13 protein-coding genes are annotated in these 12,792 nt (G+C 71.7%); 2 read left to right on the plus strand and 11 right to left on the minus strand.

Annotated elements, in window-relative coordinates; genetic code table 11:
- Positions 1-110: 110 nt before the first annotated feature.
- Positions 111-1,001 (plus strand): LysR family transcriptional regulator, encoded by an 891-nt coding sequence (locus ABLE88_RS00575; protein WP_348829397.1) that lies wholly within the window; start codon positions 111-113, stop codon positions 999-1,001.
- Positions 1,002-1,005: 4 nt separating this feature from the next.
- Here ABLE88_RS00575 and ABLE88_RS00580 read toward each other — a convergent pair whose 3' ends face one another.
- The 3 genes from ABLE88_RS00580 to ABLE88_RS00590 form a co-directional block, all read right to left on the minus strand.
- On the minus strand, positions 1,006-2,289 hold the full coding sequence (locus ABLE88_RS00580) for an O-acetylhomoserine aminocarboxypropyltransferase (protein ID WP_348829398.1): 1,284 nt from the start codon (positions 2,287-2,289) through the stop codon (positions 1,006-1,008).
- An 86-nt stretch (positions 2,290-2,375) separates the two neighbouring features.
- A complete protein-coding gene (locus ABLE88_RS00585; protein WP_348829399.1) occupies positions 2,376-2,918 on the minus strand; it encodes a CoA-binding protein in 543 nt (180 codons plus the stop codon).
- Between the two features lie 25 nt (positions 2,919-2,943).
- Entirely contained in the window at positions 2,944-3,720 is a 777-nt protein-coding gene (locus tag ABLE88_RS00590; RefSeq protein WP_348829400.1) for a TatD family hydrolase, read from the minus strand.
- A gap of 269 nt (positions 3,721-3,989) precedes the next feature.
- Here ABLE88_RS00590 and ABLE88_RS00595 point away from each other — a divergent pair, with 269 nt between their 5' ends.
- On the plus strand, positions 3,990-4,586 hold the full coding sequence (locus ABLE88_RS00595; RefSeq protein ID WP_348829401.1) for a biotin transporter BioY: 597 nt from the start codon (positions 3,990-3,992) through the stop codon (positions 4,584-4,586).
- An 8-nt stretch (positions 4,587-4,594) separates the two neighbouring features.
- Here ABLE88_RS00595 and ABLE88_RS00600 read toward each other — a convergent pair whose 3' ends face one another.
- From ABLE88_RS00600 to ABLE88_RS00635, 8 genes are all read right to left on the minus strand, one after another.
- On the minus strand, positions 4,595-5,485 hold the full coding sequence (locus ABLE88_RS00600) for an alpha/beta fold hydrolase (RefSeq protein WP_348829403.1): 891 nt from the start codon (positions 5,483-5,485) through the stop codon (positions 4,595-4,597).
- 7 nt (positions 5,486-5,492) lie between these two features.
- Entirely contained in the window at positions 5,493-6,047 is a 555-nt protein-coding gene (locus tag ABLE88_RS00605; RefSeq protein ID WP_348829404.1) for a DUF2087 domain-containing protein, read from the minus strand.
- 323 nt (positions 6,048-6,370) lie between these two features.
- Complete coding sequence (locus tag ABLE88_RS00610) at positions 6,371-6,868, minus strand: hypothetical protein (protein WP_348829406.1); 498 nt, start codon at positions 6,866-6,868, stop codon at positions 6,371-6,373.
- A 111-nt stretch (positions 6,869-6,979) separates the two neighbouring features.
- On the minus strand, positions 6,980-8,536 hold the full coding sequence (gene metG, locus ABLE88_RS00615; protein ID WP_348829407.1) for a methionine--tRNA ligase: 1,557 nt from the start codon (positions 8,534-8,536) through the stop codon (positions 6,980-6,982).
- A gap of 109 nt (positions 8,537-8,645) precedes the next feature.
- Positions 8,646-9,692: a DNA polymerase III subunit delta' gene (locus tag ABLE88_RS00620; RefSeq protein ID WP_348829408.1), complete on the minus strand. Its 1,047-nt coding sequence runs from the start codon at positions 9,690-9,692 to the stop codon at positions 8,646-8,648.
- Positions 9,689-10,333: a dTMP kinase gene (tmk, locus tag ABLE88_RS00625; protein ID WP_348829409.1), complete on the minus strand. Its 645-nt coding sequence runs from the start codon at positions 10,331-10,333 to the stop codon at positions 9,689-9,691. The genes ABLE88_RS00620 and tmk overlap by 4 nt, the downstream gene beginning before the upstream one ends.
- Positions 10,333-11,586, minus strand: a complete 1,254-nt coding sequence (locus ABLE88_RS00630) for a D-alanyl-D-alanine carboxypeptidase family protein (RefSeq protein WP_348829410.1) — start codon at positions 11,584-11,586, stop codon at positions 10,333-10,335. The genes tmk and ABLE88_RS00630 overlap by 1 nt, the downstream gene beginning before the upstream one ends.
- The gene (locus tag ABLE88_RS00635; protein ID WP_348829411.1) at positions 11,576-12,493 is read right to left on the minus strand and encodes a septal ring lytic transglycosylase RlpA family protein; all 918 of its coding nucleotides are present in this window, start codon (positions 12,491-12,493) and stop codon (positions 11,576-11,578) included. Before ABLE88_RS00635 ends, ABLE88_RS00630 begins: the two co-directional genes overlap by 11 nt.
- Between the last annotated feature and the right edge of the window lie 299 nt (positions 12,494-12,792).

Genomic DNA, 12,792 nt, shown 5'->3' on the forward strand with positions numbered 1-12,792 from the left:
TCGCAGAACGCATGGCGGGCACCTCCCGTGCCTCGCCCCATTCTTACCGCGCACCGCAACATGATGAAAATGAATTGACTGAATTCATTTCATTCCGTATCGGAATAGTAATGGAACTGCGCACCCTCCGGGCGTTCGTCGAGGTGGTGCGGCAAGGCGGCTTCTCCGCCGCCGCCAAGACGCTGAACGCCACCCAGCCCACGGTCTCCAAGGCGGTGAAGCAGCTGGAGGACGAGCTAAGCGTGCCGCTGCTCGACCGCATCGGCCATCGCAGCCAGCTCACCGCCGCCGGCGAGATCGCCTATCGCCGCGCGCTGGCGCTGCTGGCGGAGCGGGAGGCGCTGATCGCCGAGCTCGACGAATTGCGCGGCCTCAGGCGCGGCAGCCTCCGGCTCGGCCTGCCGCCGCTCGGCGCCAGCACATTGTTCGCGCCGCTGTTCGCGGTGTACCGGGCGCGCTATCCGGGCGTGGAGATCCGCCTCACCGAACACGGTTCGGCGCGGCTGGAGGAAATGCTGCTCGACGGCGCGGTGGAGCTCGTCGGCTCGCTGCTGCCGGCCAAAGAGGGGTTCGCCGCCCAGCCCGTGCGCCTGGAGCCGCTGATGGCGGTGCTGCCGAAGGCCCACCCGCTCGCGGGCGCAGAGCACACCGGCATCGCTGCGCTGAAGGGCTCGCCCTTCATCCTGTTCGAGAGCGGCTTCGCCCTCAACAAGGTGCTGGAGGAGGCCTGCGCCCGCCAGGGCTTCTCGCCCCAGGTGGCGGCACGCAGCGGGCAGATCGACTTCATCGTCGAACTGGTGGGGGCGGGCCTCGGCATCGCCTTCCTGCCCGCCACCATCGCCGCCCAGCGGGCGACGGCGCAGGTGGCGCTCACCCGGCTCGACGAGCCGGGCACGCAATGGCACATGGCACTGGTCTGGCGGCAGGGCGGCTATCTCTCCCACGCCGCCAGGGCCTGGCTCGACCTCGCGCGCGAGGTCTACGGGCCGCAGGGGGCCTGAGGCCTCAGACCTTGGCGAGCGCCTGGTCGAGGTCGGCGATGATGTCGGCCACGTCCTCGATGCCGATGGACAGGCGCACCACGTCCGGCCCCGCGCCCGCCCCCGCCTTGGCCTCGTCGGAGAGCTGGCGGTGGGTGGTGGAGGCCGGATGGATGATGAGCGAGCGGGTGTCGCCGATATTGGCGAGGTGCGAGAACAATTCGACGTTGGACACCAGCCCCACGCCCGCCTCGTAGCCGCCCTTGAGCCCGAAGGTGAACACCGCGCCCGCGCCCTTGGGCAGATATTTGCCGGCCAGCGCGTGGTAGCGGTCGGACTCAAGGCCGGGATAGCTCACCCAGGCGATCTTGGGATGGGCGGCCAGATGCTGCGCCACCTTGAGCGCGTTCTCGGAGTGCCGCGCCATGCGCAGCGCCAGCGTCTCGATGCCGGTGAGGATCAAGAACGCATTGAAGGGCGACAGCGCCGGCCCGAGGTCGCGCAGGCCCAGCACGCGGCAGGCGATGGCGAAGGCGAAATTGCCGAAGGTCTCGGCCAGCACCATGCCGGAATATTCCGGCCGCGGCTTCGACAGGAAGGGATAGCGGTCGGTGGCCATCCAGTCGAAGGTGCCGGCGTCCACGATCACGCCGCCGATGGAATTGCCGTGGCCGCCCAGGAACTTGGTGGCTGAATGCACGACGATGTCGGCGCCGTCCTTGATGGGTTGCCACAGATAGGGCGTCGCCAGCGTGTTGTCGACGATCAGGGGCACGCCGGCCTTCTTGGCGATCGCCGAGATGGCGGCGACATCGGTCACCACGCCGCCGGGATTGGCGATGCTCTCGACGAAGATGGCCTTGGTCTTCGGCGTGAGCGCGCGCTCGAACGAGGCGACGTCGTCCGGGTCCGCCCACGCGACGTTCCAGCCGAAGCTCTTGAAGGCGTGGGTGAATTGGTTGATCGACCCGCCATAGAGCTTGCGCGAGGCGATAAACTCGTCGCCCGGGGTGAGCAGCGTGTGGAAGACAAGGTGCTGCGCCGCATGGCCCGAGGCGACCGCGAGCGCCGCCGTGCCGCCTTCGAGCGCGGCCACGCGCTCCTCCAGCACCGCATTGGTGGGGTTGGTGATGCGCGAGTAGATGTTGCCGAAGCTCTGCAGGCCGAACAGCGAGGCCGCGTGGTCCACGTCGTCGAACACGAAGGCCGTGGTCTGGTAGATCGGCGTCGCCCGCGCGCCGGTGGTCGGGTCGGGCTGGGCCCCCGCATGGATGGCGAGGGTCGCAAATCCGGGTTCGCGCTCGGTCATGGGTGTTCTCCCCTTGTTGACGGCCGTCGGCGTCGCCTGTTTTCTTAAACTCTACGTGGTTTGAATGAAATAGCAAAAAAGCACTGCTATTTCGGTTTGGACGGTCCCCGCTGGGCGATGGACAATCGCTGCACCCCGCCACCCAGGAGCTTGGGCCGGCGCGCGGAAAGGGTGCGCGAATTCACCCCGGTCCAGCCGATCTCGCCGGAGAGCCGGCCATATTCGATCTTGGGGCAGCGGTTCATCACCACCTTAAGGCCGGCCGCCTCGGCGCGGGCGGCGGCTTCGTCATTGCGCACGCCGAGCTGCATCCAGATCACCTTGGGCAGCGGCGACAGGGCGAGCACCTCGTCCAGCACCGCCGGCACGTGCTCGGGCGCGCGGAACACGTCCACCATGTCGATCGGCTCGGGAATATCCTTGAGGGTGCCGGAGAAGGTGAGTCCCGCCACCTGCTTGCCGGCCTGCCCGGGATTGACCGGGAACACGCGGTAGCCCCGCTCGGCCAGATACTTCATGACGAAATAGGACGGCCGCGCCGCATTGGCGCTCGCGCCGACGATGGCGATGGTGGAAACGCCCTCGAGGATGGAGCGGATATAAGCGTCGTCGTAGCGGTCGTGGTCCATGGCCCTCTCCTGCGTCTGCCGGCGCTCAGGCCCTGGCCTTGGAGAACAGGGTGAAGAAGTTGCGTGTGGTGGCGGCGGCGATGGCCTCCAGGCTCACCCCGCGCGCCGCGGCGAGCGCAATCGCGGTCTGGCGCACGAAGGCGGGCTCGTTGCGCTTGCCGCGATGGGGGGTGGGGGCGAGGAAGGGGGCGTCGGTCTCCACCAGCAGCCGGTCCTCCGGCAGGCTGGCGGCGATGGCGCGCAGCTCCTCGCTCTTCTTGAAGGTGATGACGCCGGAGAACGAGACATAGCCGCCGAGCGCCACCGCGCGCCGGGCGAGGTCCGCGCCGCCGGTGAAGCAGTGCAGCAGGAAGGGAAAGGCGCCTTTGGCGCTCTCCTCCTCCAGGAGCGCCGCCATGTCCGCGTCCGCCTCGCGGGCGTGGATGACGAGCGGCAGAGCGGTCTCGCGCGCGGCCGCGATGTGGGTGCGCAGGCCCTGCTCCTGCGCCGCGCGGGGGCTGGTGTCGTAATGATAGTCGAGGCCGGCCTCGCCGATCGCCACCACCTTGGGATGGGCGGCGAGGCGCACGAGATCGGCGGTCGTCACGTCCGGCTCCTCCGCCGCCTGGTGCGGATGGGTGCCCACCGAGCAGAAGACGGGGTCGAACCGCTCGGCGATGGCGCGGATCTCGTCGAACCGTTTCACGCGCGTCGAGATGGTGACGAGGTGCGAGACCCCGGCCGCCTGGGCGCGCGCCACCACCTGCGGCAGCTCGGCGGAAAAGTCCGGATAGTCGAGATGGCAATGGCTGTCGACGAGCATGGGCGCCTTGGAGAACCGGTTGGGGCGGCCGTGCCGCGGGGATCGGGCTTCACATAGGCGCATCCCCGCCCGGCGGCAACGCGCGCCCTCGGCGCCCGGTTCACCTTCCGCTGCCGCTCCACGCGTCCGCGGCGCGGGGCGATCCGGCGAAGGGTGGGCTTGACCCCGGCGGGCAGGGGCGCATACCGGAAAGCGCTCCGGCTTTGCCCGCCGGGGCGGATGCCTCGGCGGGCTTTCCGGCCCGGATCGATCTTTCCAGGACCTGACCCATGACCGGCGTCGCCTCCCCCTCCCCCGCCTCCGCGTTCCGCCCCGCCTTCGCCCGCCTCGCCGAGAACACGCCGGCCTGGACCGCGGCGGTGGTGGTGATCGCGGTGGCGCTGATCGCCTGGAGCGCGCAGCTCACCATTCCCATGGAGCCGGTGCCGATCACGCTCCAGAGCTATGCGGTGCTGACCGTGGGCGCGCTTTCGGGCGCCCGCCTCGCTTTCCTGGCGCTGGTCGCCTATGTGGGCCTCGGCCTCAGCGGTCTGCACCTGTTCGCCGGCGGGCGCACCGGGTTCGAGGTGCTCGCCGGGCCGTCCGGCGGCTATGTCGTCGGCTTCATCGTCGCCGCGGTGCTGGTGGGCTGGCTCCAGGAGAATTATGCGCGTCTGCGCATCCTGCCGTTGTTCGGCGCCATCCTTTTGGGCCATGCGGTCATCATGGCGCTCGGCGCCGGCTGGCTCGCCTGGCAGAAGGGCCTCGCCTTCGCCATCGAGAAGGGCACCCTGCCCTTCATTCCCGGCGCGGTGTTCAAGTCCATCGGCGTGCTAGCGACCGTGATCGTGGTGGAGCGCCTCGCCGGCACGCCCCGCGCGCGGTAGCGGCGGCCTCAGGACGCGGCGAGCCCGCCGAGGAAGGCAGCGACCCGCGCCCGCACGCCATCCATGTGGGTGAACAGGCAGACGTGCTCGCCGCCGGCGATGGCCATCAGCTCCACCGATGGGTCGACGGCCTTCAGCCGCTGCGCATGGGCGAATGGCACCACCCGGTCGCCGGTGCCGTGGATCGCCAGCACCGGCACCCCCACCGGTCCCGACGGATCGCGCGGCAGGCGCGCGAACACGGCGACGTCGTTCGCCGTGCCCGGAAGGCGGGCGGCGGCGCGGCGGAAGATGCTCTCCTGGAGCGCGCGCATCAGCGGCCCGGCCTCAGGATCGGCGAGCGTGCGCCGGCAAGCCTCGGCATCGAGGATCGAGGCGCGCGCGGCCTTTTCCGGCTGGCGGGCGGTGAGCCAGCCCATCAGCGGCAGCAGGCCCGGAACGCGGGCCGCCGCCCTCATCAGGGGCAGGCGCGCCTTGACCCGCGCCGGCACGTCGAGCCGGCCGGTGCAGGCGGACACCAGCACCAGGCCGGCGCAGCGCGCGGGATGGCGGCGGGCGAAGGCGAGCGCGCTCGGCCCGCCGGCCGACACCGCCATCACCACCGCCGGCCCGAGCCCGAACCGCTGCAGCACCGCCGCATAGAGGTCCGCCTGCGCCTCGGCAGTCCCCCGGGCGGCGAGCGGCGTGCCGAGATAGCCGGGGCGCGAGGGCGCCACCACGCGGAACGTTGACGGATCGGCGAGGACGGCCTCGGCCAGGATCAGGCCCTGGTCGAAGCCGCCCATGCCGCCATGCAGGGCGAGCACGGGACGGCCGTGGCCCGCCTGCGCGACCTCCACCGCGCCGAGCGCGGTCGCCACCATCGCCCGTTCGGCGGCGCGCGGGATGCGTCCGGGCACGGCGCGCTCAGTGCGCCGAACGCCGGCCGAGATGGCGGATCAGCGCCAGCCCCTCGGCGGACGGCGCCTGCTCCACCCGGCGATAGGCGCGCCCGTCCCGGGTGCGCCACAGAAGCCCGGCATCCACCAGGAAGCGCCGCAGCAGCAGCGGATCGCCGAAGCCGTGCTCGATGGCGAGGAGGCCGTTCACCTCCTTCTCGGTGAGCGTCGCCCCGCGCGGCAGGCGCGACCAGAGCGCCCACAGAACGAGATCGCGCTGGCTGGCCTTGGAGGGCCAGCGCGCGAGCCGGCCCGCCGGGTCGAAATGGCGGGCGGTGCGGGCGACGCGCGTGAGGTCCACGGGCGCGGGCACGGGCGCCGGCTGCTCGGCGGCATGAAGATGGGCGCGCGCCGCCTGCTGGGCGCGGAAGTGCTGGAAGTTCTTGAAGCCCACGGCGCGGGCCAGGATGTTCAGGAGCTCGACGTGGCTCGGCTTCTCGCCGGCGGCGCCGATCTCGCGCCCGAGGGTGCGGGCGAGCGCCGAGACGTCCTCGGCCACGAAGGGAATGACGGATCGCGACATGACAAGTCCTCGATGTGGTGCCGAAGGTCTGTCGTGGCCGCTGGCTTGCGACATGGCACCCAAGGAGTGTCAGTCGAGGGGAAAGGCAGGTTTAGCATCCCTTGCGGGACAGCGACGCCTCGGTGAACTGCCGACCGCGGCCTGATATAGCGGCGCCGGCGGCGGATTCAAGGGCAGTGCCGGGGGTTCAGGGGGATCGCCGTCCTCGCGCCCCGGCCGACTGGAACGCAGCGCAGCGCAGGGGGAAGGAGAGCCGGGGCCCAGCGCAAAAAAAAACACGCCGAAGGCGGCATGACCCGCAGCCGGGCAGAACCGGGTGCTATTCAGGCCGACTCGGAGATCTCGGTCTTGAGTGCGTCGGCGTCGGAGGACGGCATGGTGATGGGCTGCACCTTCTCCCCCGGCCGTCCCGGATTGGTGACGATGGAGGCCTCCAGCGAGACCGTCACCGTGCCGCCCGAGGTGTTGAAGACGTAGTCGAGCCGGAAGGCGGCGTCCGAGGAGGCGCCGTTGGTGCGCTTGAGCGCCTCGTCCGGCGGCAAACGCTTCTCGGCGACGAGATGGGCCGGCTGGTCCACGGTGATGGCGTAGTCGCGCGCCCGGCGGGCGGTGGCAAGGCGTCCGCGCACCAGGGTCGCGTCCGCTCCCGACAGCCGCACCTCGATGCGCGGCACGGCGGGCCCCTCCGGCACCGGGGCGGGCTCCAGCGCCGGCATCGGCGCCAGGTCATAGGTCGCTCCCGGCGCGGGCGAGCGATCGCTGGCGCAGCCTGCCACCAGCAGCGCCGCGACGATTCCGCCCGCGGTCCTCACGCTCCACATACCCGTGCCCTCGCCGCCTCGGTCAAACCCGGACAGTCTAATTGGAGGAAGGTTAAGGCATTTTTCCGCCTGTTGCACCCGCGCGGCCGAACCTGTCGTCCGGACGCCGCCTCAGGCGCCCGCCTCGGGCTCCACATAGCGCGGAAACACTCCCACCGGCTGGGGCAAAACGCGGCCCGCCGGCAGGCGGCCGGCCGCCCCGAGGGCGGCGAAGCTGCGCTCCCCGTCCGGCGCCGCCACGAGGTCGAGCAGCGCCGCGGCGCTCTTCGGCATCACCGGCTGCACCAGGATTCCCACCTGGCGCACCACCTCGGCGGTGACCCACAGCACCGTGGCCATGCGCGCGGGATCGCTCTTGCGCAGCGCCCACGGGGCCTGGGCGGCGAAATAGCGGTTCGCGTCCGCCACCACGGCCCACACCGCGTTCAGATAGAGGTGGATCGCCTGCGTCTCCATGGCCTCGCGGGCCTTGTCCAGCATGCCGTCGGCGAGCTGGAGCATGGCCTCATCCTCGGCCGAGAGCGGGCCGGGCTGCGGCACCGCGCCCTCGAGGTTCTTCGCCACCATGGAGAGCGAGCGCTGGGCGAGGTTGCCGAGGTCGTTGGCGAGGTCCGCGTTCATGCGGCTCACGATCGCCTCGTGGCTGTAGGAGCCGTCCTGGCCGAACGACACCTCGCGCAGGAAGAAATAGCGGATGGCGTCCACGCCGTAGGTGCCGGCGAGGTCGAACGGGTCGACCACGTTGCCCACCGACTTCGACATCTTCTCGCCGCGGTTGAACAGGAAGCCGTGGCCGAACACGCGCTTCGGCGCCTCCAGGCCCGCCGACCACAGGAAGGCGGGCCAGTAGACCGCGTGGAAGCGGATGATGTCCTTGCCGATCACGTGCACGTCCGCGGGCCAGAAGCGGCGGAACAGCGCGCCGTCCGTGTCCGGATAGCCGAGCGCGGTGATATAGTTGGTGAGCGCGTCCACCCACACATACATGATGTGCTTGTCGTCGCCCGGCACCGGGATGCCCCAGTCGAAGGTGGTGCGCGAGATCGAGAGGTCCTGCAGCCCGCCGGAGACGAAGCTCACCACCTCGTTGCGGCGCGCCTCCGGCATGATGAAGCCGGGATTGTCCCGGTAATGGGCCAGAAGCCGGTCCTGATAGGCCGAGAGGCGGAAGAAGTAGCTCTCCTCCTCCACCCATTCCACCGGCGTGCCCTGGGGGCCGAGGCGCACCCCCTGATCGTTCAGGGCGGTCTCGTCCGCGGCGTAATAGGCCTCGTCGCGCACCGAGTACCAGCCGGCATAGGTGGACTTGTAGATGTCCCCGTTCGCCGCCATGCGGTCCCAGATCGCCTGGCTGGAGCGATGGTGCCGCGCCTCTGTGGTGTGGATGAAGTCGTCGTTGGAGAGCTCGAACGCCTCCACCATGGCCTCGAAGCGCGGCGTGTTCCGCGCCACCAGCTCGCGCGGGGTGAGGCCCGCCTTCTGGGCGGTCTGGAGCATCTTGATGCCGTGCTCGTCGGTGCCGGTGAGGAAGCGCACGTCATAGCCGTCGAGCCGCTTGAAGCGGGCGATGCAGTCGGTGGCGATCGCCTCGTAGGCGTGGCCCATGTGCGGCACGCCATTGGGATAGGAGATGGCGGTGGTGATGTAGAACGGCGGCTTCTCGGACATTGAGGGGCTCATTGGCGGTGCGCTGGGGCGGTGCTCGTTTCGACGGTGCTTTGGGCGATGCTCGCGCGGGGCCGACGGCTGCGCCGGCCGCTGGCGGCCCGCGGGACTGTCAGGCGCGCACGGCGTCGGCGAGTTCGGCGAAGACCCTGAAGACCAGCGCCTTGCGGTCGAGGTTGAACACGTCCGCCTCGGCCGCGCTGCGCCGCACCTTCTCCCACACCTCGCCCAGGCGGTAAAGGCGAGGCGCGCCGAACGCGCCGCTCGCGGCGCCCTCGGTGGCGCGCTGCGCCACGAAATCGCTCACCGTCTCCACGAACAGATCGAGCCCGTCCGCGCGGTCGCCCTGCAGGCGCGCGCCGAGCGCATGGAGCTCCTCGGGGCGCACGTCCGGCAGCTGATCGAGGGCGCGCTGGGTGGCGGCGCGCACCTCCATGCCCTCCCCGCGCGCCAGCACGATGGCCCGGCGCACGCTGCCCCCCGAAGCCTGCGCCGCCGCCGGCAGGAGCGCCTCGTCGAGGTCGCCGATCTCGCCTTTCAGGTGGTCGAGGGCGGCGAGCACGTCCTCGGTGCCGATCGGGCGCATGCGCACCAGCCGGGTGCGCGAGCGGATGGTGGCCAGCACCCGCCCCGGGGCGTGGGAGATCAGCAGGAACAGCGCCTGCGCCGGCGGCTCCTCCAGGGTCTTCAGCAGCGCATTGGCGCCGAAGGCGTTGAGGTCGTCCACGGCGTCGACGATGCAGACCCGCCAGCCCCCGGCTGCCGCCGTCGAGCCGAAGAACGGGCGCACCCGGCGCACCATCTCGGCGGGGATCAGGGTCGGCACCTTCTCCTCCCCGGCCTCGGCGACGCGGCGCAGCACCAGCAAATCGGGATGGGTGAGCGAGGCCACCTGGCGGAACACCGGATGGCTCGGCGGCAGCGACAGATCGTGCCCGGCATGGGCCTCGGCGGGGCCTGCGAGCACGGTGCGGGCGAGCCGGTAGGCGAGCGTCGCCTTGCCGATCCCCTCCGGCCCGCCGATCAGCAGAGCGTGGGGCAGGCGCCCGGCGCGCCAGTCGCCGAGCAGGTCCGCTTCCAGGGCGGCATGGCCGAACAGGTGCTCCTGGGCGCGCGGCGCCGGCGCGTCGGCGAGCACGTCACCCGCGGCCTCGCTCATGACGCCCCCGCCGGGGCGGACAGGCGCGCGTCGGCGAGGCGCGCGATCTCGGCCTCGACCGCGTCCGCCGGGCCCGAGGCGTCCACCACCACGCAGCGGGCGGGATCGGCCGCGGCGCGCGCCAGGAAGGCGGCCCGCACCTTGCCGTGATAGTCCGCCCCCTGCGCCTCGAAGCGGTCGGCGGCGGCGCCCCGGCCGGCGGCGCGGGCAAGGCCGATCTCGGACGGCACGTCGAGCACGAAGGTGAGGTCGGGGCGCGCGGCGCCGGCCGCCACCTGCTCCAGCGCATCGAGCAGCGCCGCCGGGACGGCGCCGAGCGCGCCCTGATAGACCCGGGTGGAATCCAGGAACCGGTCGCACACCACGATGCGGCCGGCGGCCAGCGCGGGCCGGATCAGCGTGTCCACATGGTCGGCGCGGGCGGCGGCGAACAGCATCGCCTCGGCGCTCGGGCCGAGCGGCTCGGCGGCGCCGGAGAGCAGCACATGGCGCACCGCCTCCGCCCCCGGCGAGCCGCCGGGCTCGCGCGTCTCCACCACCTCGTGGCCGCGCGCGCGCAGGTGCGTCGCCAGCCGCCGGGCCTGGGTGGACTTGCCGGTCCCCTCCCCGCCTTCGAAGGTGATGAAGCGACCGCGGCGCATCAGTTGAGCTTCGCGAGCACCTTGCCCACGACGTCGCGCAGGCCGTCGCCCGCGAGCGTGAGCGCCCCGTCGAGCGCGCGGCTGGCGAGCGAGCCCACCGGCACGTCGGAGGTGGTGTAGAGCGGCACCTCGAGCACCTTCGCCGGGCCGCGCGAGATGGTGAGGGTGGCGACCTGCGTGTCCTTCACCACCGGCGCCACCAGCGGCCCCTTATAGGTCACGCGGGCGACCACCCGCTCGGTCGAGACGCGGGACGCGAGCACGAACACCGGCCCGCGCGCGGCGAGACCGACCGAACTCGCGGCGCCGCCGAACACCTTGGCGCGCGCCACCTCGGCGCCGGCCGAGAACAGCGCGCGCTGCTGGAACGACTGGAAGCCCCAGTCGAGCAGGCGCTTGGCCTCGTCGAGGCGCTCCTTCTCGGTCTTGGCGCCCAAGACCACGACGATCAGGCGCTGCCGGTGGGCGCCGCCGACGGCGGAAACGAGGCCGTTATAGCCCACCTCCTTGAGCCACCCCACCTGGAGCCCATCGGCGCCGATGCCCGCCTCCAGGAACGGATTGCGGTTGCGCTGGCGGATCTTGTTCCAGTCGATGCCGGGGCGGGCGAAGATCGGATAATAATCGGGATAGGTGCGGATCACGTGGCGCGCCAGCGTCGCCAGGTCGCGCGCGGTGGCCACCTGGGCCGCGTCGGCGAAGCCGGTGGCGTTGCGGAACACCGAGTTCCTCATGCCGAGCTTCTGCGCGGCCTCGTTCATCAGCCGCACGAACACGCTCTCCGAGCCGCCGACGCCCTCGGCCAGAGTGAGCGCCGCGTCGTTGCCGGAAATGGCGAGCGCGCCGGTGAGCAGATCGTTCACCGGCACCGGCTTGTTCACCTCGGCGAACATCGCCGCCCCGCCCGACGGGCCGCCGCCCCGGCGCCAGGCATCCGGGCTCACGAAGAAGTCCGTGTCGAGCTTGATCTTGCCCGCACGCAGGCTCTCGAACACCACCGCGGCGGTCATCACCTTGGCGAGGCTCGCGGGCGCGACCGGCCGGTCCGCCTCCTTCTCGTAGAGGACCGAGCCGGTCTCGTAGTCGACCAGGATCGCCGCTGGCGCATTGGACTGGAAGGCGCCGTCGGCGGCCGCGGCAGGCCCGACGCCGGCCGCGAGCGCGGCGCACAGGCCGAGCGCGGCTGCCAGCCGGCTGACGAGGCCGGCGCCGCGCGGGCGGACGCCGGCAATGTGGGGCGCGTCAGCGGCCATCCGCGGGCACGCCGGCATAGCCGAGCCCGGACACGGGCGCCGCGCCCTGCGACCAGCCGGCGGTCGCCACCGTCGTGGTGCCGGAGGCGGCCGGGCGCGCGCTCGCGGTGGCGGTGGCGGGGCCTTGCGGCGTGCCGGACGCCTCGCCCAGGTCGTAGGGCCGGCTCAGGGGCAGCGGCGCGCTCTGGCCGCGCGGCATCACTTCCTTGACCTCCGGCACGAACGACCGGGCGGAGGCGACCATGACTCCCGAGGCGCTGTTGAGATCGGCCGGCCTGCCGTCGTCGCGCAGGGTCGAGGCCAGCCGCGTGTCGTCCGAGCCCGCGAGCGGCGCGCGGCCGACATATTCCACCCGCACCTTGGCGAGGCCGTTGCCGGAGAAGCCGAGCAGCTCGGCGGTGCGGTAGGACAGATCGATCAGGCGGTCGCCCACGAACGGGCCGCGATTATTCACGCGCACGATGATGGAGCGATTGTTGGCGAGGTTCGTGACCCGCACGTAGGACGGCAGCGGCAGGGTCTTGTGGGCGGCGGAGATCGATTCCATGTCGAAGATCTCGCCATTGGCGGTCTTGCGGCCATGGAAGTCGCGCCCGTACCAGGAGGCGGTGCCCTCGGCGACATAGTTGGGATTGTCCACCGGCGTGTAGGTCTTGCCGGCAATGGTGTAGGGCTTGCCCACCTTGAAGTGGCCGCCGCCCTTGGGCACCGGATCGCCGTCGGCCACCACCTTGGGGCTCGCCGATACGCCATATTCGGGATCGATTGCGGAAAGCTTGTCGGCGACGCTGCAGCCGGCCAGCGCCAGAGCGCCGACGACCAGGGCGGCGCCCGCAGGCAGCCTCGTCCGCCGGCCGTGGCCCCCAGGGGCCCGGCCCGGCGCGCGGCAGTCTGACGTCGGCTCCATTCGCGTCCCTCGTCCGTGTCGCCCGGCCCTTGGCATGACCATGCGTCACCTGCGTCCGATGCGAGGCGCAAGCCCCGTCAGTCAGGCCAAAGGGCGGGTCAAAGTCGGCGAAAATGCGGCGCAATGCGGAACATGGTGAATGAGAGCCCCGATGCGCACGGTCTCGCGGTGCGCCGCACCCGCCTGTTTCTGGCCCACTTTCCCCGCTCGGCCCTACGCGTCGCTCTCTCTCCGCGCCCAAGATCGGCGAGCCTGCCCCGTGGCGCGGCGTGCGCGGTGTGGCCGCGCCCGGCTTGGGG

It is taken from the genome of Xanthobacter luteus (genome assembly GCF_040049235.1).
GTDB lineage: Bacteria > Pseudomonadota > Alphaproteobacteria > Rhizobiales > Xanthobacteraceae > Xanthobacter.

Coding starts and splice junctions, on each gene's coding strand:
- ABLE88_RS00575 (WP_348829397.1), top strand. CDS start 111: ATGGAACTGCGCACCCTCCGGGCGTTCGTCGAGGTGGTGCGGCAAGGC.
- tmk (WP_348829409.1), bottom strand. CDS start 10,333: ATGCGCCGCGGTCGCTTCATCACCTTCGAAGGCGGGGAGGGGACCGGC.
- ABLE88_RS00595 (WP_348829401.1), top strand. CDS start 3,990: ATGACCGGCGTCGCCTCCCCCTCCCCCGCCTCCGCGTTCCGCCCCGCC.
- ABLE88_RS00585 (WP_348829399.1), bottom strand. CDS start 2,918: ATGGACCACGACCGCTACGACGACGCTTATATCCGCTCCATCCTCGAG.
- ABLE88_RS00590 (WP_348829400.1), bottom strand. CDS start 3,720: ATGCTCGTCGACAGCCATTGCCATCTCGACTATCCGGACTTTTCCGCC.
- ABLE88_RS00610 (WP_348829406.1), bottom strand. CDS start 6,868: ATGTGGAGCGTGAGGACCGCGGGCGGAATCGTCGCGGCGCTGCTGGTG.
- ABLE88_RS00620 (WP_348829408.1), bottom strand. CDS start 9,692: ATGAGCGAGGCCGCGGGTGACGTGCTCGCCGACGCGCCGGCGCCGCGC.
- ABLE88_RS00630 (WP_348829410.1), bottom strand. CDS start 11,586: ATGGCCGCTGACGCGCCCCACATTGCCGGCGTCCGCCCGCGCGGCGCC.
- ABLE88_RS00580 (WP_348829398.1), bottom strand. CDS start 2,289: ATGACCGAGCGCGAACCCGGATTTGCGACCCTCGCCATCCATGCGGGG.
- metG (WP_348829407.1), bottom strand. CDS start 8,536: ATGTCCGAGAAGCCGCCGTTCTACATCACCACCGCCATCTCCTATCCC.
- ABLE88_RS00635 (WP_348829411.1), bottom strand. CDS start 12,493: ATGGAGCCGACGTCAGACTGCCGCGCGCCGGGCCGGGCCCCTGGGGGC.
- ABLE88_RS00605 (WP_348829404.1), bottom strand. CDS start 6,047: ATGTCGCGATCCGTCATTCCCTTCGTGGCCGAGGACGTCTCGGCGCTC.